21 protein-coding genes are annotated in these 20,513 nt (G+C 65.3%); 20 read left to right on the forward strand and 1 reads right to left on the reverse strand.

The features are described 5' to 3' along the window. Positions 1 to 2 precede the first annotated feature (2 nt). The 12 genes from HAP41_RS19105 to HAP41_RS19160 all read left to right on the forward strand — a co-directional run bounded on the left by HAP41_RS19105 (position 3) and on the right by HAP41_RS19160 (position 12,832). Entirely contained in the window at positions 3 to 1,547 is a 1,545-nt protein-coding gene (locus HAP41_RS19105) for a sugar ABC transporter ATP-binding protein (protein WP_166098166.1), read from the forward strand. Then, positions 1,544 to 2,536, forward strand: a complete 993-nt coding sequence (locus HAP41_RS19110) for an ABC transporter permease (protein ID WP_166098161.1) — start codon at positions 1,544 to 1,546, stop codon at positions 2,534 to 2,536. Before HAP41_RS19105 ends, HAP41_RS19110 begins: the two co-directional genes overlap by 4 nt. Further along, positions 2,533 to 3,513 carry a galactofuranose ABC transporter, permease protein YjfF gene (gene yjfF / locus HAP41_RS19115; RefSeq protein WP_166098150.1) on the forward strand — a complete coding sequence of 327 codons (981 nt, stop codon included), beginning with the start codon at positions 2,533 to 2,535 and terminating at the stop codon, positions 3,511 to 3,513. Before HAP41_RS19110 ends, yjfF begins: the two co-directional genes overlap by 4 nt. After that, positions 3,510 to 4,262, forward strand: a complete 753-nt coding sequence (locus HAP41_RS19120; protein WP_166098145.1) for a FadR/GntR family transcriptional regulator — start codon at positions 3,510 to 3,512, stop codon at positions 4,260 to 4,262. The genes yjfF and HAP41_RS19120 overlap by 4 nt, the downstream gene beginning before the upstream one ends. Next, the gene (locus HAP41_RS19125) at positions 4,259 to 5,185 is read left to right on the forward strand and encodes a Gfo/Idh/MocA family protein (protein ID WP_166098142.1); all 927 of its coding nucleotides are present in this window, start codon (positions 4,259 to 4,261) and stop codon (positions 5,183 to 5,185) included. Before HAP41_RS19120 ends, HAP41_RS19125 begins: the two co-directional genes overlap by 4 nt. Before the next feature lie 2 nt (positions 5,186 to 5,187). Next, positions 5,188 to 6,264: an aldose epimerase family protein gene (locus tag HAP41_RS19130; RefSeq protein WP_166098139.1), complete on the forward strand. Its 1,077-nt coding sequence runs from the start codon at positions 5,188 to 5,190 to the stop codon at positions 6,262 to 6,264. Then, a complete protein-coding gene (locus HAP41_RS19135) occupies positions 6,264 to 7,142 on the forward strand; it encodes an SMP-30/gluconolactonase/LRE family protein (RefSeq protein ID WP_166105914.1) in 879 nt (292 codons plus the stop codon). Before HAP41_RS19130 ends, HAP41_RS19135 begins: the two co-directional genes overlap by 1 nt. A 73-nt stretch (positions 7,143 to 7,215) precedes the next feature. Further along, positions 7,216 to 8,289 (forward strand): multiple monosaccharide ABC transporter substrate-binding protein, encoded by a 1,074-nt coding sequence (gene chvE / locus HAP41_RS19140; RefSeq protein ID WP_166098133.1) that lies wholly within the window; start codon positions 7,216 to 7,218, stop codon positions 8,287 to 8,289. Positions 8,290 to 8,390: 101 nt separating this feature from the next. Beyond that, entirely contained in the window at positions 8,391 to 9,968 is a 1,578-nt protein-coding gene (gene mmsA, locus HAP41_RS19145; RefSeq protein ID WP_166098130.1) for a multiple monosaccharide ABC transporter ATP-binding protein, read from the forward strand. Further along, positions 9,965 to 11,155 carry a multiple monosaccharide ABC transporter permease gene (mmsB, locus tag HAP41_RS19150; RefSeq protein ID WP_166098127.1) on the forward strand — a complete coding sequence of 397 codons (1,191 nt, stop codon included), beginning with the start codon at positions 9,965 to 9,967 and terminating at the stop codon, positions 11,153 to 11,155. Before mmsA ends, mmsB begins: the two co-directional genes overlap by 4 nt. Positions 11,156 to 11,321: 166 nt before the next feature. Then, a complete protein-coding gene (locus tag HAP41_RS19155; RefSeq protein ID WP_166098120.1) occupies positions 11,322 to 11,462 on the forward strand; it encodes a hypothetical protein in 141 nt (46 codons plus the stop codon). Between the two features lie 164 nt (positions 11,463 to 11,626). Continuing rightward, positions 11,627 to 12,832, forward strand: coding sequence for a sensor histidine kinase (locus HAP41_RS19160; RefSeq protein ID WP_166098101.1), 1,206 nt, complete (start codon positions 11,627 to 11,629; stop codon positions 12,830 to 12,832). A gap of 29 nt (positions 12,833 to 12,861) precedes the next feature. Here the strand turns inward: HAP41_RS19160 and HAP41_RS19165 are convergent, their stop codons facing one another. Then, positions 12,862 to 13,017 (reverse strand): hypothetical protein, encoded by a 156-nt coding sequence (locus HAP41_RS19165; RefSeq protein WP_085965373.1) that lies wholly within the window; start codon positions 13,015 to 13,017, stop codon positions 12,862 to 12,864. Between the two features lie 172 nt (positions 13,018 to 13,189). On the opposite strand from HAP41_RS19165, the gene HAP41_RS19170 reads away from it, so the two are divergent. The 8 genes from HAP41_RS19170 (at position 13,190) to HAP41_RS19205 (ending at position 20,501) form a co-directional block, all read left to right on the forward strand. Further along, positions 13,190 to 13,765, forward strand: a complete 576-nt coding sequence (locus tag HAP41_RS19170) for a cytochrome c oxidase subunit 3 family protein (RefSeq protein ID WP_166098088.1) — start codon at positions 13,190 to 13,192, stop codon at positions 13,763 to 13,765. 2 nt (positions 13,766 to 13,767) lie between these two features. Then, a complete protein-coding gene (locus tag HAP41_RS19175; RefSeq protein ID WP_166098085.1) occupies positions 13,768 to 14,028 on the forward strand; it encodes a cytochrome C oxidase subunit IV family protein in 261 nt (86 codons plus the stop codon). Between the two features lie 110 nt (positions 14,029 to 14,138). Next, positions 14,139 to 14,591, forward strand: coding sequence for a c-type cytochrome (locus HAP41_RS19180; RefSeq protein WP_085399418.1), 453 nt, complete (start codon positions 14,139 to 14,141; stop codon positions 14,589 to 14,591). Between the two features lie 67 nt (positions 14,592 to 14,658). Further along, positions 14,659 to 16,005, forward strand: coding sequence for a cbb3-type cytochrome c oxidase subunit I (locus tag HAP41_RS19185; protein ID WP_166098081.1), 1,347 nt, complete (start codon positions 14,659 to 14,661; stop codon positions 16,003 to 16,005). A 59-nt stretch (positions 16,006 to 16,064) separates the two neighbouring features. Continuing rightward, positions 16,065 to 16,877 (forward strand): CbbQ/NirQ/NorQ/GpvN family protein, encoded by an 813-nt coding sequence (locus HAP41_RS19190; protein WP_166098076.1) that lies wholly within the window; start codon positions 16,065 to 16,067, stop codon positions 16,875 to 16,877. A gap of 10 nt (positions 16,878 to 16,887) precedes the next feature. Beyond that, positions 16,888 to 18,807 carry a nitric oxide reductase activation protein NorD gene (locus tag HAP41_RS19195; RefSeq protein ID WP_166098069.1) on the forward strand — a complete coding sequence of 640 codons (1,920 nt, stop codon included), beginning with the start codon at positions 16,888 to 16,890 and terminating at the stop codon, positions 18,805 to 18,807. Between the two features lie 74 nt (positions 18,808 to 18,881). Then, on the forward strand, positions 18,882 to 19,544 hold the full coding sequence (locus HAP41_RS19200) for an HAD family hydrolase (protein WP_166098063.1): 663 nt from the start codon (positions 18,882 to 18,884) through the stop codon (positions 19,542 to 19,544). Between the two features lie 6 nt (positions 19,545 to 19,550). After that, positions 19,551 to 20,501 carry a sugar-binding transcriptional regulator gene (locus tag HAP41_RS19205; RefSeq protein WP_166098060.1) on the forward strand — a complete coding sequence of 317 codons (951 nt, stop codon included), beginning with the start codon at positions 19,551 to 19,553 and terminating at the stop codon, positions 20,499 to 20,501. Positions 20,502 to 20,513 lie beyond the last annotated feature (12 nt).

Below are 20,513 nucleotides of genomic sequence, written 5' to 3' on the forward strand. Positions count from 1 at the left end.
TTATGGAGAACAGCCCCGATCCTGCTCCTTCCCTGCTGGAGGTGCGCGGGATTAGCAAAAGCTTCGGTGCTGTGCGTGCGTTGCAGGAGGTCGACTTCACGCTTCGTGCCGGCGAGATTCATGCGTTGCTCGGTGAGAACGGCGCCGGCAAATCCACGATGATCAAGGTGATCACCGGCGTATTCCCGCGCGATGCCGGCATCGTCCGGCTCGGCGGCGAGGAGGTCGCGCCGCGCTCGGCCAAGGCCGCGCTCCAGGCCGGTTTCGCCACCGTCTACCAGGAGGTCAATCTGCTGCCGAATCTCTCGGTCGCGCAGAACCTGTTCCTCGACCGGCAGCCGATGCGCTTCGGCATCGTGCGTGAAGGCGAGATGCGGCGTCGCGCCAAGGCGCTTCTCACGGACTTCGGCCTCGATATCGACGTCGCCGCGCCGCTCGGCAGCTATTCCGTCGCCGTTCAGCACGTCACCGCGATTGCGCGGGCCGTCGATCTCTCCGCGCGCGTGCTGATCCTGGACGAGCCCACGGCGAGCCTCGACCGCCACGAGGTCGATATCCTGTTCGGCATCATGCGCCAGCTTGCCAAGCGCGGCATTGGCATCGTGTTCGTCAGCCACTTCCTCGATCAGGTCTACGAGATCTCCGACCGCATCACGGTGTTGCGCAACGGCCGCCTGGTCGGTGAGCGCGAGACTGCCTCGCTGCCGCGGCTCGAGCTGATCCGAATGATGCTCGGCCGCGAGCTGGCCGAGACCACCAGCGCCCGCGCGTCGGCGGGAGAGCATCAGGCGCGCGAGGTCTGCGCGAGTTTCGAGAACTACGGCAAGGCCGGCTATGTCGCGCCGTTCAATCTCGAGCTGCGCCATGGCGAGGTCGTGGGTCTTGCCGGCCTGCTCGGCTCGGGCCGGACAGAAACGGCGCGGCTGGTGTTCGGCGCCGAGCGCGCCGATGGCGGGCAGGCGAGGGTGGAGGGGGCGCCCGTGCGGCTGCAATCGCCGCGCGACGGTGTGCGCCACGGCTTTGGCTATTGCCCGGAGGAGCGCAAGACCGACGGCATCGTCGCCGAGCTCACCGTGCGCGAGAACATCGTGCTCGCGCTCCAGGCCAAGCGTGGCCTGCACCGGCCGCTGTCGCGCCGCGAACAGGACGAGATCGCAGGCCGTTACGTCAAGATGCTCGACATCCGCCCGCCCGATCCGGAGCGCGCCGTGGGGCTGCTGTCCGGCGGCAATCAGCAGAAGGTGCTGCTGGCGCGCTGGCTCGCGACCTCGCCGCGCCTCCTGGTGCTGGACGAGCCGACCCGCGGCATAGACGTCGGCGCGCATGCCGAGATCATCCGCCTGATCCGCGAGCTCTGCGACGACGGGCTGGCGCTGCTCGTGATCTCCTCCGAGCTGGATGAGATCGTGACCTATTCCGACCGCGTCGTCGTGCTGCGCGACCGCGCCCATGTCGAGGAGCTCGCGGGCGAGGCGATCGACGTCGGCAACGTTCTCGCGGCCATTGCCGCCGATGGCGCCGCTGTCGCGCATGAGGGCCGGGCATGACAGCGCTGTTGCCGCGCCGCGGCCTTGCCCAGATCCTCGCGTTGATCGTCATCCTGGCGGTTGATCGCATCGTGTCGCCGCAATTCTTCGATCTGCGTCTCCAGGACGGCCGGCTGTTCGGCAGCCTGATCGACGTGCTCAACCACGGCACGCCGGTGGCGCTGCTCTCGCTCGGCATGGTGCTGGTGATCGCGACGCGCGGCATCGATCTGTCGGTCGGTGCGGTCATGGCCATCTCGGGCGCGATCGCGGCGAGCCTTGCCGACACGCACAGTCTGGCCGTGGTCCTTGCGGCCGCGCTCGGCGCTGGCCTGATCTGCGGATTGTGGAACGGATTTCTCGTCGCGGTGCTCGGCATGCAGCCGATCGTGGCGACGCTGATCCTGATGGTGGCGGGACGCGGCATCGCGCAGCTCATTACCGAGGGGCGCATCGTGACCTTCTCCTCGCCGGATCTGGTCTGGCTTGGCAATGGCGCGGTGCTCGGCGTGCCGATGCCGGTCGTGATCGCCCTGGGCATGCTGATTCTCACCGGCGCGGTGGTGCGCGGCTCGGCGCTCGGACTGCTGATCGAGGCGACCGGCGGCAACGCGCGGGCGAGCGAGCTTGCCGGCGTCGGCACGCGTGCGATGATCCTGGCTGTCTACGTCTGGTGCGGCATCTGCGCCGCGCTCGCCGGCGTGATCGCGGCGGCCGACATCATGGGCGCGGATGCCAACAATGCCGGCCTCTGGCTCGAGCTCGACGCCATCCTCGCGGTGGTGATCGGCGGCACCTCCCTGTTCGGCGGCCGTTTCAGCCTCGTGCTGGCCGTGCTCGGTGCGTTGATCATCCAGACCATGAACACCGGCATTCTGCTGTCGGGCTATCCACCGGAGTTCAATTTGCTGGTCAAAGCGGTGGTGGTGATGACGGTGCTGCTGCTGCAATCGCCGAAATTTTCGGGGATTGCCGGGATCGCCGCGCGGCTGCGGAGGTCCAAAGCATGAAAGGCCTGCCGCCCGTCCTCATCACCGCTATCGTGCTGGTTGCCGGCTTTGCGCTCTGCGCCGTGCAATTCCCCAACATCGCCTCGACCCGCGTGGTCGGCAATCTCCTCACCGACAACGCCTTTCTCGGCATCGTCGCGACCGGCATGACCTTCGTCATCATCTCCGGCGGCATCGACCTCTCGGTCGGCTCGGTGATCGGTTTCACCACGGTGTTCGTGGCGCTTGCGATCGAGCGCTGGGGCGTGCCGCCGCTGCTTGCCTTCGTCGCGATCCTCGCGCTCTCGGCGGCCTTCGGAGCGGCGATGGGCGCGGTGATCCATGTCTTCGACCTGCCGCCGTTCATCGTAACGCTGGCGGGGATGTTCCTGGCCCGCGGCGCGAGCTTCCTGCTCTCGACTGAATCGGTGCCGATCACCGCGCCGGTCTATTCCACCGTGTCGGACTTCGCGCTGCGGATGCCCGGCGGAGGGCGATTGACGGCGATTGCGATCATCATGCTCGCGATCGTGATCGGCGGCGCCTTGCTGCTGCATCTCACCAGGTTCGGCGCCAATGTCTACGCGCTCGGCGGCAGCCGGGCGACCGCGAGCCTGATGGGCGTTGCCGTCGGCAAGATGACGGTGAGGATCTACATGCTGTCGAGCCTCCTCGCGGGCATCGCCGGCATCGTATTCTCCTTCTACACCAGCGCCGGCTACTCGCTCTCCGCGGTCGGCGTCGAGCTCGACACCATCGCGGCCGTCGTGATCGGCGGTACGCTGCTCACGGGCGGGCAGGGCTCGGTGATCGGCACCTTCCTTGGCGTGCTGATCCAGGGCCTGATCCAGACCTACATCAATTTCGACGGAACGCTGTCGAGCTGGTGGACCAAGATCGCGACCGGCGTGCTACTGTTCGCCTTCATCGCCTTGCAGCAGGGGCTGGTCGCGCTCGCGCGGCGGCCGGCGGCGAAGCGCGCAGGAGCAGCCACATGACGTCGCGCATCGTCGTCATCCCGACGCGCCGGGCTCACTCCAACCATGCGGAAGTGGCCCGCTCGATCGGCGTCGACATCATCGCCGGCCGCTACGCCGAGGGAACGCGCCTGCCTGGTGATGCCGAGATGATTGCGATGTTCGGCGTGTCGCGGCCGGTGCTGCGCGAGAGCGTGAAGACCCTGGTCGCCAAGGGTCTGCTCACCACCAAGGCCCGCGTCGGCACCGTCGTACGCGAGCGCGCCGCCTGGAACATGTTCGACGCCGACGTGCTGGCCTGGCATCTGGACGCCGGCATCGACAAGCGCTTCCTCAACGACCTCGCCGAGATTCGCCTCGCGGTCGAGCCGCGCGCGGCCATGCTGGCGGCGGCGCAGAGGTCCGAAGACGACCTCGCCGAGCTCCGTCGTTGCATGGACCGCATGCGGTTTGAGGCTTCCGATTCCGTCGGCTTTGCCGACGCCGACCTCGCACTCCATGTTGCGGTGGCGCGCGCTTCGGGCAATCTGTTCATGCGCTCGATCGGCCACGTCATCGAGGCCGCCCTGCGCGCCTCCTTCCTGCTCAGCGCACCGGTCGAGCCGGAGGACCGTGACACCGTGCTGCTCTGGCACCAGAAGATCGTCGATGGGATCGCCGCCGGCGACGCCCAGACCGCCTCGGAAGCGATGGTTTATGTCATTCACAACGGTATGCGCCGCCACGAGGCCGAGGCGCTGCCGCCCGCGGATATTGGAGAAAAAGCGTGACCGAACTTCGCATTGCCATCGTCGGCTACGGCAAGATCGCGCGCGACCAGCATGTCGGTGCGATTGCCGCGACGGCGGGCGCGACGCTCGCGGCCGTCGCGAGCCGCAACGCATCGCTGCCTGGCGTGCCGAATTTTGCGACCATCGAGGAATTGCTGGAAAAGGGACCGCCGATCGATGCCGTCTCGCTCTGCACGCCGCCGCAGGTACGGCGCGCTCAGGCCGCCGCCGCGCTCGCTGCGGGCAAGCACGTGATGCTGGAGAAGCCGCCCGGCACCGGCGTCGCCGAGCTCGACCCGCTGATCGCGATGGCGGAGGAGGCCAAGCGAACGCTGTTTGCGACCTGGCATTCACGCTATGCGCCCGCGGTCGAGCCGGCGCGCGCTTGGCTTCTCACGCGGCGGATCAAGTCTGTGCACATCAACTGGAAGGAAGACGTTCGCGTCTGGCATCCCGGGCAGGGCTGGATCTGGGAGCCGGGCGGGCTCGGCGTGTTCGATCCCGGCATCAACGCGCTCTCGATCCTGACCCGTATTCTGCCCCGGCCGGTGTTCGTCACCGCGGCCGAGCTGGCCTTTCCAGCCAATTGCCAGGCCCCGATCGCCGCGAACCTGACGCTGACCGACATTGGCGGCCTGCCTGTGACCGCCGAGTTCGATTTTCGCCAGACCGGACCGCAGAGTTGGGATATCCTCGTCGAAACGGACCAGGGCCAAATGACGTTGTCGGGCGGCGGCCGGCGCATGGCGATCGACGGCGAGACCGTTGCCGAGGCGCCCGATCAGGAATATCGCGAGCTGTACGGGCGCTTCGTCAAGCTCACCGCGACCGGCGCGCGCGACGTCGACCTGGCGCCGCTGCGTCTCGTTGCCGATGCCTTCCTGCTCGGCAAGCGTAACATCGTCGAACCGTTTGTGGACTGAACATGGCTGGCTCAAAAATAACAAAAGACATCTTCGGAACGCTAGCGGACGGCCGCAACGTCGAGCGCATCGTGCTGCGCGGGGAGGGCGGGTTCGAAGCCCGCATCATCACCCATGGCGCAGTGATCCAGGCGCTCATCGCGCCGGACGCCAAAGGCGGTTACGACGACGTCGTGCTCGGCCATGACGCGTTCGCCGGTTATCTCGCCGAACGAAAGTTCTTCGGTGCCACCGTCGGCCGCTACGCCAACCGCATTGCCAACGGGCGATTTTCGCTGGACGGCGAAACAGTGCAGCTTCCGGTCAACAACGGTCCGAATGCGCTGCATGGCGGCCTCGACGGGTTCGATCGCAAGCTCTGGGAGATTGCCGCCATCGACGACGGCGCGGAGCCGGGCGTCACGCTCACCTATTCGAGTCCGCATGGCGAAGAAAATTATCCCGGCCGGCTCGACGTGCGCCTGACCTATCGCGTTACCGGCCCGGCCGAGCTGTCGTTGACGATGGAGGCGCGAACCGACCGTCCGACCATCGTCAACCTGACCAATCACAGCTTCTTCAATCTGGAAGGCGCGACCTCAGGCACGCCCATTCTCGACCACAAGCTGACGGTCGCCGCCGAGCATTTCCTTGCCATCGATCCCACCGCCATTCCGTTGGCTGAGCCGCCGCGCGCGGTGGCCGGAACGCCGTTCGACTTCCGCGACGGCGAAGCCGTCGGCGCGCGCATCCGCGAGAGCGATCAGCAATTGCGGAACGGCAAGGGCTACGACCATACCTACTGTCTCGGGCGCGATGGCAAGCTTGCTTTCGCGGCCCGGCTGGAGGCTCCGCGTTCAGGGCGCATCATGGAGCTCCTGACCAATCAGCCCGGCCTTCAGGTCTATTCCGGCAACTATCTCGACGGCACGATTTCGGGCAACGGCGGCAAGCTCATCCGGCAGTCGGATGCCATGTGTCTCGAGCCGCACATCTGGCCGGATGCGCCGAACCGGCCGGATTTCCCGAGCCCGCGCCTCAATCCCGGCGAGGTCTACCGTCATCACACGGTCTATCGCTTTGGAGTGAGGACGCCATGATGGAAGAGGTGCCGACCTCGGTTCTCTCGGACGATCCGTGCCACCTCGGCGAGGGGCCGACCTATGATTTGAGCACCGACACGGCCTGGTGGTTCGATATCCGCGAGGGGCGGCTGTTCGAGGCTCATCTCGGCAGCGGCAGCATTCGCGTCCACGCGCTCGGCCGGATGGCGAGCGGTCTCGGGCGCGTCGACGCCGAGCGCCAGTTGATCGTCGCCGAAGACGGCCTCTACATCCGCAAGCTCGCCGACGGCGCGTTGACGCTGGTCTGTCCGCTTGAAGCCGACAACCCCGCGACGCGGTCCAACGATGCCCGTGTGCATCAGTCCGGCACGTTCTGGATCGGCACCATGGGCCGCAATGCGGAGGCGGGAGCAGGCGCGATCTACGCGTTCCATCGCGGCAAGATCTCGATGCTGTTTCCCCGCATCACCATTCCCAATTCAATCTGCTTTTCACCGGACGGTGCGACCGGCTACTTCGCCGACACCGCGCGCGCCGTGCTCTATGCCGTTCCGCTTGATCCGGAGACCGGCTTGCCGCGAAGCGAGCCGGGCGTTCTGCTGCGCCACACCGGTATCGGTGGTCTCGACGGCTCCGTGTGCGACGCCGACGGGCAGATCTGGAACGCCTGCTGGGGTGCGGGCCGGATCGATGTCTACTCTCCGCAAGGCGAGCGCCTGCGCTCGCTGCGCGTGCCAGCAAAGCAGTCGAGCTGCCCGGCTTTCGTCGGCCCTGATCTGTCGCGCCTCCTCGTCACGTCGGCCTGGCAGGATATGGACGCGGCGGCGCGCGCCGCCGATCCGCAAGCCGGCTGCACTTTCCTGTTGCAGGCATCCGCGCGTGGCCGCGCGGAGCCTGACGTCAAGCTCGCATAGGAGGCTCGAAGCCGCACACGACCAACGTTCTCGACGAAACGAAGAAACAGTCTGACACCCAAGGGAGTAAAACATGCTGAAACTGAAGACGACATTCCTCGCGCTGGCGCTGGCCGGCGCAGCGACGATGGCCTCAGGCGTCACCGCCTCCGCCCAGGACAAGGCAACGGTCGGCATCGCCATGCCGACGAAATCGTCGGCGCGCTGGATCGACGATGGCAACAACATGGTCAAGGTGCTGAAGGAGCGCGGCTACAACACCGACCTGCAATATGCCGAGGACGACATCCCGAACCAGCTCTCGCAGGTCGAGAACATGGTGACCAAGGGTGCGAAAGCGCTGGTGATCGCCGCGATCGACGGCACCACGCTGTCCGACGTGCTCAAGCAGGCGAAAGCAAAAGGCATCACCGTGATCGCCTATGACCGCCTGATCCGCGGCACGCCGAACGTCGACTATTACGCGACCTTCGACAATTTCCAGGTCGGCGTGCTCCAGGCGGAGTCGCTCGTGCAGGGGCTCGGCCTCAAGGACGGCAAGGGCCCGTTCAACATCGAGCTGTTCGGCGGCTCGCCCGACGACAACAACGCCTACTTCTTCTACAACGGCGCGATGAGCGTGCTGAAGCCGTACATCGACAGCGGCAAGCTCGTCGTCGTCTCCGGCCAGATGGGCATGGACAAGGTCGCGACGCTCCGCTGGGACGGCGCCACCGCGCAGGCCCGCATGGACAATCTGCTCAGCGCCTACTACGGCAACAAGAAGGTCAACGCTGTGCTGTCGCCCTATGACGGCCTCTCGATCGGCATCATCTCATCGCTGAAGGGCGTCGGCTATGGCAGCGCCGGTCAGCCGATGCCGATCATCAGCGGCCAGGATGCCGAGGTGCCCTCGATCAAGGCGATGCTGCGCGGCGACCAGTATTCGACCATCTTCAAGGACACCCGCGATCTCGCCAAGGTGACCGCCGATATGGTCGACGCCGCACTCGCCGGCAAGCAGGTCACCGTCAACGACACCAAGACCTACGAGAACGGCGCCAAGACGGTGCCGTCCTATCTCTTGAAGCCGGTCGTGGTCTACAAGGACAATTGGGAGAAGACTCTGGTCGACAGCGGCTACTACAAGAAGTCGCAGTTCCAGTAAGCTTCTTTCTTTCCCCTCTCCCCGCTTGCGGGGAGAGCCTCTTCTCCCTCTCCCCGCAAGCGGGGAGAGGTGAACTAGCAGCGATCGAGGGATGTGAAATCATGACCGCCATGCTGGAGATGCGCGACGTCAGCAAGAGCTTTTCAGGCGTGCAGGCTCTGCGTGACGTGAACTTCTCGGTCGAGGCCGGGCAGATCCACGCGCTTGTCGGCGAGAACGGTGCCGGCAAATCCACACTGATGAAAGTGCTCAGCGGCGTCTACCCGGCCGGCAGCTACGAGGGCACCATCGTCTTCGAGGGCGAGGAGCGCCGCTTCCGCGACATCAACGATTCCGAGGCGCTCGGCATCATCATCATCCACCAGGAGCTGGCGCTGGTCCCGCTGATGTCGATCGCGGAGAACATTTTCCTGTCGCATCCGCCGTCAAAATTCGGCGTCATCGATCGCGACGAGGTCTACCGGCGCACCCGCGAGCTACTGGCGCAAGTCGGCCTGAAGGAATCGCCGGATACGCTGATCACCGACCTCGGCGTCGGCAAGCAGCAGCTGGTCGAGATCGCGAAGGCTCTGTCCAAGCGGGTGCGGATGCTGATCCTGGACGAGCCGACCGCGAGCCTCAACGAGGCCGACAGTGCCGCGCTGCTCGAACGCCTGATGGCTTTCCGCGAGCAGGGCATCGGCTCGATCCTGATCTCGCACAAGCTTAACGAGGTGGCCAAGGTCGCCGACCACATCACCGTGCTGCGCGACGGCCGGACCGTCGACAGCATCGACTGCCGCAGCGAGCCGATCCAGGAAGACCGCATCATCCGCAGCATGGTCAACCGCGATCTCGCCCATCGCTTTCCCGAGCGCAGCGCGAAGATCGGCGAGCCTGTCCTGACCGTCGAGAACTGGTCGGTCTATCACCCCATTCATCCCGAGCGGCAGGTGATCAAGAACGTCAATTTCGGCGTGAAGCGCGGCGAGGTCGTCGGCATCGCCGGGCTGATGGGCGCCGGCCGCACCGAGTTTGCCATGAGCCTGTTCGGCCGCTCCTGGGGCACCACTATCAGCGGCCGGATCCGGTTGGAGGGGAGGGAGATCGTGCTGCCGAGCGTCGCGGCCGCGATCGACGCCGGCCTTGCCTATGTCACCGAGGACCGCAAGCAGCTCGGACTGATCCTCGCCGACGACGTCCGCAAGAACATCACGCTCGCCAGCCTCGACCAGGTCGCACCCGGCCGGGTGATCGACGACATCGCCGAGCTGAAGGTCGCCAGCGACTACAGGAGCCGCATGCGCATCCGCTGCTCCGACGTGTACCAGGAGACCGGCCAGCTCTCCGGCGGCAACCAGCAGAAAGTGGTCCTGTCGAAATGGCTGATGACCGATCCCAAGGTCCTGATCCTGGACGAGCCGACACGGGGCATTGATGTCGGTGCCAAATACGAGATTTACTGTATCATCAACGAGCTTGCGGAGGCCGGGCGCGGCGTCGTGGTGATCTCCTCGGAGATGCCCGAGCTGCTCGGTATCTGCGATCGCATCTGCGTCATGAACGACGGCGCCTTCGTCGGGGAGTTCAAGGGCGCAGAGGCGACGCAGGAGAAGATCATGCGCGCCATCATGCGCAACGAACGAAGCAACGGAAACGGCGTGCCTGAGGCCGCGGAGATGGGAGGATTGCAGCCATGACCGACAAGACGGTGTCGCTGCCCGAGGAGCGCCGGCACGGCAGCTTCATCAAGAACAATTTGCGCAATTACGGCATGCTGATGTCGCTGATAGCGATCATGCTGTTCTTTCAGGTCATGACCGGCGGCACGTTGCTCCAGCCGCTCAACCTGACCAATCTGGTACTCCAGAACAGCTACATCGTCATCATGGCGCTCGGCATGCTGCTCGTGATCGTCACCGGCCACATCGACCTCTCGGTGGGGTCGGTCGCGGGATTCGTCGGTGCGGTCGCCGCCCTGCTGATGGTGACGTACAAGGTCGACTATACGCTCGCCTTCATCGCCTGCCTCGTGGTCGGCGCTGCGATCGGCGCGGCGCAGGGCTATTGGGTCGCCTATTTCAAGATACCGTCCTTTATCGTGACATTGGCCGGCATGCTCGTGTTCAAGGGACTTGCGCTCGCGGTGTTGCAGGGGCAGTCGCTCGGGCCGTTTCCGCCGACCTTCCAGAAATTGTCGTCGGGCTTCATTCCGGAGTTCCTGCCCGAAGCGGGCACGCTGCATCCGACCTCGATGCTGATCGGGGCGGTGCTGGCGCTGGGGCTGGTCTATGCCAGCGCCAAGAGCCGCGCGCGCGAGCAGTCGCACGGCATCGAGGTCGAGCCTTACGCGTTCTTCCTTGGCAAGAGCGTGGTGCTGGCCTGCGCCGTGCTCTACTTCACCTACCTGATCGCGACCTATCGCGGCCTGCCGAACGTGCTGGTGATCATGAGCGCCTTGATCGCGCTCTACGGCTTCGTCACCCGCCGCACCGTGATCGGCCGGCAGATCTATGCGGTCGGCGGCAACGCCAAGGCGGCAAGCCTGTCGGGCATCAAGACCGAACGGTTGACCTTCCTCACCTTCGTCAACATGGGCGTGCTCGCGGCTCTCGCCGGCCTCGTCTTTGCCGCGCGCCTCAACACCGCGGCGCCGAAAGCGGGCCTCGGCTTCGAGCTCGACGTCATCGCTGCCTGCTTCATCGGTGGCGCCTCGGCCTATGGCGGCGTCGGCCGCGTCGGCGGCGCGGTGGTCGGCGCGATGATCATGGGCGTGATGAACAACGGCATGTCCATCCTCGGCATCGGCATCGACTATCAGCAGGTCATCAAGGGCCTGGTGCTGTTGGGCGCGGTGTGCATCGACGTGTACAATCAGCGGCGGTAAGCGCAAAATCACGTCGCGGGGGAGGCTCTGGCGCCGCCCCGCCAGGTGACTACAATTTTCGTCAATTTCGATCATGGCATCGCGACCGGAACCGATGCCTCGCGATGACCATGATTTGGGGGCTAGATCCGGGGGTGCCGAGCAGGGCACGGGCAGGGCAGCACCAGTGGCGGCTCATATCCACGAGATGACAGACGATGAATTTGAGGGCCGGCTTCGCATCCTCTTGCGCATCGTTTCCGCCTGCACCCTCGGGCTAGGCTCCTTTGCTGCAGGTTTATTGATCGGCGCCTTTGTTCTGTTTTGAACGAGGCGATTCACTCCAGAGCCTCGGAGCGAGAGGCGCCGGCGCGTCTTCTTGATCTAGATCAACCGATCGCCAATTCCGTGCTAATCTCATGTGGTCGACGCAAGGGACCACGGGGAACCTGAGTGACGAGTACAGTGAGGTCATCGCCGGCTTCGGAAGTGATGCTGGTCTCGACTTTGCCGGCGTTGCAGCTGATCTACGACACCGCCCCGATCGGGTTGGCCTGTCTGTCGCCGGACTGCCGCTATTTGCTGATCAACCAGCGTCTGACCGAGATCTGCGGCATATCCATCGAAGGCCATCTTGGACATACGGTCAGGGACTGCGTGCCGGCCCTGGCGGGTTCCGTCGAGCAGATTGTGCGCTCGATCGTCGCGACGGGCGAGCCCGTGATCGGTATCGAGGTGGCGGGGCAACGGGCTGATCAGGTCGAGGAGCGTTCCTGGGTTACTTATTGGCACCCGCTGCGAATGCCGGACGGCGAGATTGTCGCGGTCAACGTGGCGGCGGAGGAGATCACCGAACGCAAGCGCGCCGAGCGGGAGATTCGCAGCGCCAGGGACGCCGCCGAGACCGCGCTTCGCCATCTGCGCGATATCCAGGACACCCTGATCGAGGCGGAAAAGCTTGCGGCGCTCGGGCGCATGGTTGCCGGTGTCGCGCACGAGATCAACACGCCGCTCGGCAGTAGTCTGACGGTGGCATCGACGCTCCAGCGCAAGGCGGAGCAGTTCGCGGCGGAGGTCGCGCGGGGTAATCTCAAGCGCTCGACACTGACAGGGTTTCTGGAACTGGTCAGCGATGCGTCGGCGCAGCTGGTCACGAATCTCGGTCGCGCCGCCGAGCGGGGGCAATCCTTCAAGCAGGTGGCGGCTGACCAGACCGAGTCACTTCGGCGCAGCTTCGACGCAGGCGAGCTGACCGGCCAGGTTCTGTCGCAGTTCGAGCGGCAGCTGCGGGTGCGCGACATCGCGTTCAGCCTCCACTGCGAAACGAATCTCGCCATGGACAGCTATCCCGGGCCTTTCGGCCAAGTGCTCGCCAACCTCGCAGTCAATGCGATGACGCACGCGTTCTCCGATGGTGAGACCGGGACGATCAACGTCTCGCTCCGTGCGGTCAATGATGACCACGTTGAGCTGCTGTTTGCTGATGACGGCTGCGGCATGGCTCCCGATGTGGAACGGCGGGCCTTCGACCCGTTCTTCACCACGCGCCGGCACGACGGCGCAAGCGGCCTCGGTCTGCATATCGTGCACAGCATCGTCGTCGACCGGCTGGGTGGGCAGCTCCGGCTCGAGAGCCTGCCCGGCGCGGGGACGCGGTTTCAGCTCATCCTGCCGAGAACGGCGCCCGACCGGCGATAGCTGATCGTTTCCTCATCGGTAGTGCCCGGCTACTGCGTCGTGAACAGCACCGTCGCGATCGCGACGGAGAGGCTCACCGCCGATACCGTCGCCACCGTCGACAGCACGCCCATGCGCCGGAGCGCGATGGCGAAGGCGATGATGATGGGTGTCGCGGTCATTAGCCCGATCTGTGCATCGCTCATGTCATTGCTCACCGCTCTTTGCGAACCCTGAGTCTGTTCGTACCGCGCTCCGGCGAGCGGGACGTTGCGTCGGCGCAAACATCTCCGCCGGTGGCCTCCCAGTTTGTCCTGCGACAAATTCCGAACTGGACGGTTGAGCTAAGTCTGGCCGGTGTCCTGATCCGGAAAGACGATGTCTGCGGCCGATTGCGAACAACAGGGAACTGGCTGGGGAATCTTGGAAGATCTCCCCGGCGATCCCATGATCTGGGTGCTGATCTTCAGCGAGCTCGTCGCCTTCGGCCTGTTCCTCGGCGCCTTCGTCGTTGCCCGGGCGATCCATCCCGTTGTGTTCGCGGCGGGGCAGGCGGCGCTCAACGCGAATCTCGCCGGCCTCAACACAATCGTGCTGGTGACCAGCGGCTGGGCCGCGGCGAGGGCGACCAGATCTGCGCGCGCCAGTGAAAAGCGGGCATCGCGCCGCTGGCTACTGATTGCCATGGCGCTCGGCGGCCTCTTCATCGCGATCAAGCTGACCGAATATGCCGAGGAGATCGGTCGCGGCGTTGGCCTCGAGACCAGCCCGTTCTTCACGCTCTACTTCCTCCTGACCGGCTTCCATCTCCTGCACGTCTGCCTCGGCATCATCATCCTTGCCGTTGTCTGCCGCCGCGCCGAGATCTCGGGCGTCGAGACGGGGGCCGCCTTCTGGCACATGGTCGATCTGGTCTGGATCGTCATGTTCCCGATCCTCTATCTGGTGCGCTGATCATGCCCGGCCGTCTCGACATCACCTGGCTCGTGCTGATCGGCCTCGCGCTCGCGACGATCCTGCTTCCGCCGCTGATGCCGCGTCCGCTGCTCGCCAACGCACTTCTCCTGGTCCTTGCGGCCATCAAGGGCCGCCGAATCGCGCTCGATTTCATGGACCTTCGGGCGGTGCCGGCGCTCTGGCGCGGCCTCGTCAGCGCATGGATCTTCATCGTCGTGCTGTTCGCCTGGCTCGCCTCCGACGTCGTCGTATTGATCTGACGCCGCCAACGCAGCGCTCATTGCGCCCGAACAAAGACCCGTCGGCACCGATCGGCAAGATACAGCATCACTGCTCCTCATTACTGGACTCACAACGGAAAGGACTGGCAATGGCTGAACGCCTGACCAAGTCGGCGGCGCGAAACGTCTTCTACGGCGGCTCGGCTTTCTTCTTCGCCATCTTCATCGGGCTGACGGCGCACAGCCACTACTATATGGCGACGACCTCGACGGACGCGACGACGCTGACATCGTCGGTCGCGCGCGGCAAGCATGTCTGGGAGAAGAACTCCTGCATCAATTGCCACACCTTGCTGGGCGAGGGCGCGTATTTCGCCCCTGAAGTCGGCAATGTCTGGGATCGCTGGGGCGGCAATGAGGATCCGGCCGCGGCGCGCGAGACACTGAAGGCCTGGATGCAGTCACAGCCCTCGGGCGCGGAGGGCCGGCGCCAGATGCCGCAGTTCAATCTCACCGACCAGGAGCTCAACGATCTCGCCGACTTCCTGCAATGGACCAGCAAGATCAAGCGCCAGGAGTGGCCGCCGAACAAGGCCGGCTGACGCCTTCCTCTTTCAGGGCCTTGCCTCCTTCAAGGCCTTGCCTCTTTCAAGACAGAGAGAACCCGAAATGAAATATCAGACCCAGAAAGTCGCGATGCTGTATTTCTACGGCGCGCTGACCCTGTTCCTGGCGCAGGTCCTGTTCGGCCTCCTCGCCGGGACCATCTACGTCCTGCCCAACACGCTGTCGGTGCTGCTGCCGTTCAACATCGTCAGGATGATTCATACCAACGCGCTGATCGTGTGGTCGCTGATCGGCTTCATGGGCGCGACCTACTTTCTGCTGCCTGAGGAAACCGAGACCGAGCTTTACAGCCCGCTGCTCGCAAAGATCCAGTTCTGGATGTTCTTCGGCGCAGCCGGTGTGGCCGTGGTCGGCTATCTCTTCCACTACCACGAAGGCCGCGAATTCCTCGAGCAGCCCTTCATCATCAAGGTCGGCATCGTGGTCGTCTGCCTAATGTTCCTGTTCAACGTGACGATGACGGCGCTTAGGGGTCGCAAGACGACGGTCACCAACATTCTGTTGTTCGGCCTGTGGGGTGTTGCGATCTTCTTCCTGTTCGCCTTCTACAATCCGGCCAATCTCGCGGTCGACAAGATGTACTGGTGGTACGTCGTTCATCTCTGGGTCGAGGGCGTCTGGGAGCTGATCATGGCGTCCGTGCTCGCCTATCTGATGATCAAGCTCAACGGCATCGACCGCGAGGTGGTCGAGAAGTGGCTCTACGTCATCATCGGTCTTGCGCTGTTCTCAGGGATTCTCGGCACCGGCCACCACTTCTACTGGATCGGCGCGCCAGGCTACTGGCAGTGGATCGGCTCGCTGTTCTCCACGCTGGAGGTCGCGCCCTTCTTCACCATGGTGATCTTCACGGTGCAGATGACCTGGAAGGCCGGCCGCAAGCATCCGAACCGAGCCGCGCTGCTGTGGTCGGTCGGCTGCTCGGTGATGGCGTTCCTCGGCGCCGGTGTCTGGGGCTTCCTGCACACGCTGTCCTCGGTGAACTACTACACCCACGGCACGCAGGTCACCGCCGCACATGGCCATCTCGCCTTCTTCGGCGCCTATGTGATGCTGAACCTGTCGGTGATGGCTTATGCGATCCCGCAGATCAAGGGACGTGCGCCCTATAACCAGTGGCTCAGCATGACCAGCTTCTGGATCATGTGCACGGCGATGATGACCATGACTTTCGCGTTGACCTTCGCCGGCGTGATTCAGGTCCATCTCCAGCGCGTGCTTGGCCAGAGTTACATGGACGTGCAGGACCAGCTTGCCTTCTTCTACTGGGTGCGGCTCGGCTCCGGCGTGTTCGTCGCGATCTCGGCATTGATGTTCGTCTGGGCGGTGCTGGTGCCCGGCCGCGAGAAGCAGGCGACTGTCCCAGGCGCCCTGCAACCGGCCGAATAAACACAAGGCGGCCGCGCAAGTCGCGGCCGCCGTTCCAGAATGATTTCCGGAGAAGAACCATGACAGCAGCACTTCACGCCTTGTCGGCACCCGCGCTCGTGCTCCCGGCTTACGTTCCGAGCGGCAACGAATGCGCGCTGTTCGAGCACGCCTGGCGGCATCAGCTCCCGGTCTTGTTGAAGGGACCGACGGGCTGCGGCAAGACGCGCTTCGTGGCCCACATGGCGGCGCGGCTGGGATTGCCGCTTCACACCGTCGCCTGCCACGACGATCTCACCGCCGCCGATCTTACCGGCCGCTACCTGCTGAGGGGCGGCGACACCGTATGGACCGACGGTCCGCTGACACGGGCGGTGCGGGAAGGCGGCGTCTGCTATCTCGACGAAGTCGTGGAGGCGCGCAAGGACGTCACGGTGGTGCTGCATCCGCTCACCGACGACCGCCGCATCCTGCCGCTGGAGCGGACCGCCGAGGAGCTGGTCGCGCCGAAGAGCTTCATGCTCGTGGTCTCCTACAATCCCGGTTACCAGACGCTGCTGAAGGCGTTGAAGCCGTCGACGCGTCAGCGCTTCGTCGCCATCGAGTTCGGCTTCTTAGCCCCGGAGCAGGAGATCGCGGTGGTCGCGGCCGAGAGCGGGCTCGCACCCGACTATGTGCGGCCGCTGGTCCTGCTGGCCGGCCGGCTGCGCGCGCTGAAGGGGCACGACCTGGAGGAGGGCGTTTCGACCCGTCTCGTGGTCTATTGCGCCACCCTGATTGCGGCCGGAGCCTCAATTACGGATGCGGTGCTGGCCGGCATGATCGAACCGCTCACCGATGATGCAGACGTCAAGGCGGCTCTGCTCGACGTCGCACGCGCCGTGATCTCCTGAGGGTGATGCGATGCTCGATTTCCTCGAGCTTGAAGAAACCGTCGGCCGCGCCTGGCATCGCCTGGTCGGCGGCACCGCGAGCTATCCGGCCTATGCCGAACACGCGGTGTCGCTCGCGGAGGTGCGCAGCCGGATCGCGATCATGTTCCGCGCGTTTGGTGGGGAGACGGGCGTGCAGATCGCGAGCGCGAGTGCCCGCCGGACTGGGCATCGGCTTGGATGGAGGCAGCGCATCGGGCTCGGCGACGAGCGGCTCGCGCAACCAGGGCGTGACGCCGCGACGATCTTCCTGCCCGACAACATCGCGATCTTCGCTGATCGCGGGCTGAATGCTGCGCTGTACCGGTGGCTGGCCGCGTGGTTTGCTTTTGCACCGGTCGAAGTGATCGCGGAGGCCGATCCGCTGCGGCGCGATCTATTGACGCTGCGGCGGGCCAGCGAGATCGCGGTGCTTGTGCTGACGGAATGTCCCGGCCTTGCCGAGGACTACGCCCGGCTGGCCGCGGCCACGGCCATGGCGCGGCCGCACCGGCCATTGCCGCGCGTCGAGCAGGACATGGAGCAGATCGTGCTTGCTCTGCTCGGCGCCGATACGCCGCCGGTGGGAAAGCTGTGGCCGGCGATGATGGGGACGGGGCTACTGCCGGACATGGCGCCGCCGGGTTACCGTTCGATCCTGCCATGCCCGCTCTGGGGCGATTGCCGGACGCGCGAGCTGTCGCCCGCACCTGCGGGCGATGACGCGTGCGTGCCGACCGCCGCGCCAGCGCCATCGGACGATCGCAAGCGTTTTGCCGTCCGTGAGCGCGAAGATGGTACCAATCGCCGCGATCCTTTCGTGCTCAATCGCTTTGAAAAGATCCTCGCGATGGCCGAGATGATCAATGTCGACCGCCCGGCTGACGACAGTGAGGACGAGGATGCGCAGAAGGCAGCCGACGACCTCGAGGAGATCACGCTCAGCCGCCGCAGCGGCAAGCCGGCGAGCCGGCTCAAATTCGATCTCGACCTGCCGCCGGAAGCCCTCGATGCCTCGCCATTGAACGCGGACCTAAGCTATCCCGAATGGGATTATCGCAGCGGCTCCTATCTGCCCGATCATTGCCGCGTGCTCGCGGGTGCGGCCTCCGAGCTGGGTGAGGGCTGGAGGCCTGATGACGCCATGCGTCGGCACATCCGCCAGGTGCGCCGCCGCTTCGAGGTGTTGCGGCCGCGTCATGAATTGATGCGCGCCCAAGCCGATGGGCACGACCTCGATCTCGACGCACTCGTGCGCGCGCGGTGCGATCTCCGCGCCGGAAGTGGCGGGGGCGGTCTCGATCGTGTCCATGTGGCGATGCGACCGCGAGGGGACGATCTTGCCGTCACGCTGCTTGTGGATGTCTCGCTCTCGACCGATGCCTGGGTCGATGGTTATCGGGTGCTCGACGTCGAGAAGGAGGCGCTGCTGGTGCTTGCGCACGGCCTGTCGGCCTGCGGCGATCACCACAGTATCCTCACCTTCACCTCGCGCCGGCGTTCCTGGGTGCGGCTCGAAACGGTCAAGGCCTTCGGCGAGCCGATGAGTGGTGCGATCGAGCGCCGGATCGGCGCGCTGAAGCCGGGCTATTACACACGGATCGGTGCGGCCGTACGTCACGCGTCGGCCGAGCTGGCGCGCCAGCCGCAGCGCAAGAAGCTGCTGCTCGTTCTCACCGACGGCAAGCCGAACGACGTCGATCATTATGAGGGGCGCTTTGCGGTCGAGGACACCCGCAAATCCGTGCAGGAGGCGCGGCGGCTCGGCATCGCGGTCTTCGGCGTGACGGTCGATGCGACGGCGCAATCCTACGTCCCGACGTTGTTCGGCCGCAGCGGCTACGCCATCGTCGGCAACATCCGTCGACTGCCTGCGGCGCTGCCGGCGATCTATCGACAGGTCGCCCATTGACCCCGGAGAACCCGCATATGTCCTCCACCGGGTGAACTATTGCTCAAAGTGTGGGTATATGATCGAATGGCCGGATGGACCGAAGCCGGCAAAGGCCCGATCTCGTCATCTTCGACTGCGACGGCGTGCTCGTCGACAGCGAGCTCGTGAGCTGCCAGTGCCTTGTGGACGAGCTGTCCGGATTTGGGATATCGCTGACACTTGCGCAGGCGCTCGAGCTGTTTCTCGGACGAAGCACGAGCGCGGTCACGCAGCATTATCGCGAACTCGGCCAGGCGGTGCCGGCCGATTTTCCCGTCCGGCTGAAGTCGCGCGTACTGACCGCCTTCGAGAAAGCGCTCCATCCGATTCCCGATGCGGATACCGTCCTGTCCGGACTGCGCGTGCCGAGTTGCGTGGCCTCGTCGAGTGATCTCGACCGCGTCGCGCTGTCGCTGAGGGTGACCTCTCTCGCGCCCCATTTCGGCGACCGGATCTACACGGCGCAGATGGTCACGCACGGCAAGCCCGCGCCGGATCTCTTTCTCCACGCGGCGGAGAAATTGGGCGCGCTCCCTGCGCGCACACTGGTGATTGAGGACAGCGTCAGTGGCGTGCTGGCCGCGAAGGCTGCCGGCATGACCGTCTGGGGATTTGTCGGCGGCAGCCATTATCGCGGACGCGACGGCCAGGCTATATTGTCCGGCGCCGGGGCCGATCGGGTCTTCGCGCACATGAGCGAATTCTGGGAGGCATAGGCCGCCATGGCCGTCGAGAACGAAAGGTCCAGGCTCGACGATGCCGCGCGTGCCGGCTGGCTCTATTTCATTGCCGGTCACACCCAGGACGAGATCGCAAAGATGCTCCAGGTCTCGCGGGCCTCCGCGCAGCGGCTGGTCTCGCTGTGCCTGGCCGAGCGTCTCATCACCTTCCGTCTCGAACATCCCATCGCCGCTTGCATGGAGTTGGCCGCGCGCCTGAAGGCGCGCTTCGACCTCAGCCATTGCGAGGTGGTGCCGGCCGATCCTGCCGCGCCGCAGGCCACGGCGGGCATCGCCGAGCGCTGCGCCAATCTGCTGGATTCGACGTTGCGTTCGGAAACGCCCGTCATCGTCGCGCTCGGCACGGGGCGGGCGGTGCGCGCCGCGGTCGAGCGCGTGACGCCGATCGACCGGCCCAACCACCAGATCGTCTCGCTGGTCGGCAACATCTCCGCCGACGGTTCGGCGAGCTTCTACGACACCGTCGGCCGGCTCGCCGACCGCACCGGCGCACGGCACTATCCGATGCCGCTGCCGTTCCTGATGTCGTCGGAAGACGAGCGCAACAAGATGGTGCGGATCGAGCCGATCGCGAAGGTCAAGGCGGTCGCGGCCAAGGCTGACTTGCGCCTCGTCGGCATCGGTCAGATGGACCAGAAGGCGCAAATCCACGTCGACGGCTTCGTCACCCGCGACGAATTGTTCGAGATGATGCGGCAGGGGGCGATCGGCGAAATCACCGGCTGGGCCTATGATTCCAAGGGGCGCCTGCTCAAGACCGGCACCAACAAGCGCCTCACCAGCATTCCGCCGGAGGTGCCGGCGAAGACCACCACGATCGGTGCCGCGGTCGGTGCGGCCAAGGTGCCGGCGATCGCGGCCGCCCTGAACGGGCGCCTGATCAACGGCCTGATCACGGACGAGGCGACGGCAAGGGCGATCTTGGAGCGGTAGGCCTTCCGCCGC

Source organism: Bradyrhizobium barranii subsp. apii (assembly GCF_011516635.5).
Classification (GTDB): Bacteria; Pseudomonadota; Alphaproteobacteria; order Rhizobiales; family Xanthobacteraceae; genus Bradyrhizobium; species Bradyrhizobium barranii.

Excerpts from the sequence above, each read along its gene's own strand:
- HAP41_RS19205 (WP_166098060.1), top strand. The coding sequence starts at position 19,551 with ATGGCCGTCGAGAACGAAAGGTCCAGGCTCGACGATGCCGCGCGTGCC.
- chvE (WP_166098133.1), top strand. The coding sequence starts at position 7,216 with ATGCTGAAACTGAAGACGACATTCCTCGCGCTGGCGCTGGCCGGCGCA.
- HAP41_RS19170 (WP_166098088.1), top strand. The coding sequence starts at position 13,190 with ATGTCTGCGGCCGATTGCGAACAACAGGGAACTGGCTGGGGAATCTTG.
- HAP41_RS19165 (WP_085965373.1), bottom strand. The coding sequence starts at position 13,017 with ATGAGCGATGCACAGATCGGGCTAATGACCGCGACACCCATCATCATC.
- HAP41_RS19120 (WP_166098145.1), top strand. The coding sequence starts at position 3,510 with ATGACGTCGCGCATCGTCGTCATCCCGACGCGCCGGGCTCACTCCAAC.
- HAP41_RS19200 (WP_166098063.1), top strand. The coding sequence starts at position 18,882 with ATGGACCGAAGCCGGCAAAGGCCCGATCTCGTCATCTTCGACTGCGAC.
- HAP41_RS19105 (WP_166098166.1), top strand. The coding sequence starts at position 3 with ATGGAGAACAGCCCCGATCCTGCTCCTTCCCTGCTGGAGGTGCGCGGG.
- mmsA (WP_166098130.1), top strand. The coding sequence starts at position 8,391 with ATGACCGCCATGCTGGAGATGCGCGACGTCAGCAAGAGCTTTTCAGGC.
- yjfF (WP_166098150.1), top strand. The coding sequence starts at position 2,533 with ATGAAAGGCCTGCCGCCCGTCCTCATCACCGCTATCGTGCTGGTTGCC.
- HAP41_RS19175 (WP_166098085.1), top strand. The coding sequence starts at position 13,768 with ATGCCCGGCCGTCTCGACATCACCTGGCTCGTGCTGATCGGCCTCGCG.
- HAP41_RS19160 (WP_166098101.1), top strand. The coding sequence starts at position 11,627 with ATGCTGGTCTCGACTTTGCCGGCGTTGCAGCTGATCTACGACACCGCC.
- HAP41_RS19130 (WP_166098139.1), top strand. The coding sequence starts at position 5,188 with ATGGCTGGCTCAAAAATAACAAAAGACATCTTCGGAACGCTAGCGGAC.
- HAP41_RS19135 (WP_166105914.1), top strand. The coding sequence starts at position 6,264 with ATGGAAGAGGTGCCGACCTCGGTTCTCTCGGACGATCCGTGCCACCTC.
- HAP41_RS19190 (WP_166098076.1), top strand. The coding sequence starts at position 16,065 with ATGACAGCAGCACTTCACGCCTTGTCGGCACCCGCGCTCGTGCTCCCG.
- mmsB (WP_166098127.1), top strand. The coding sequence starts at position 9,965 with ATGACCGACAAGACGGTGTCGCTGCCCGAGGAGCGCCGGCACGGCAGC.
- HAP41_RS19185 (WP_166098081.1), top strand. The coding sequence starts at position 14,659 with ATGAAATATCAGACCCAGAAAGTCGCGATGCTGTATTTCTACGGCGCG.
- HAP41_RS19195 (WP_166098069.1), top strand. The coding sequence starts at position 16,888 with ATGCTCGATTTCCTCGAGCTTGAAGAAACCGTCGGCCGCGCCTGGCAT.
- HAP41_RS19180 (WP_085399418.1), top strand. The coding sequence starts at position 14,139 with ATGGCTGAACGCCTGACCAAGTCGGCGGCGCGAAACGTCTTCTACGGC.
- HAP41_RS19110 (WP_166098161.1), top strand. The coding sequence starts at position 1,544 with ATGACAGCGCTGTTGCCGCGCCGCGGCCTTGCCCAGATCCTCGCGTTG.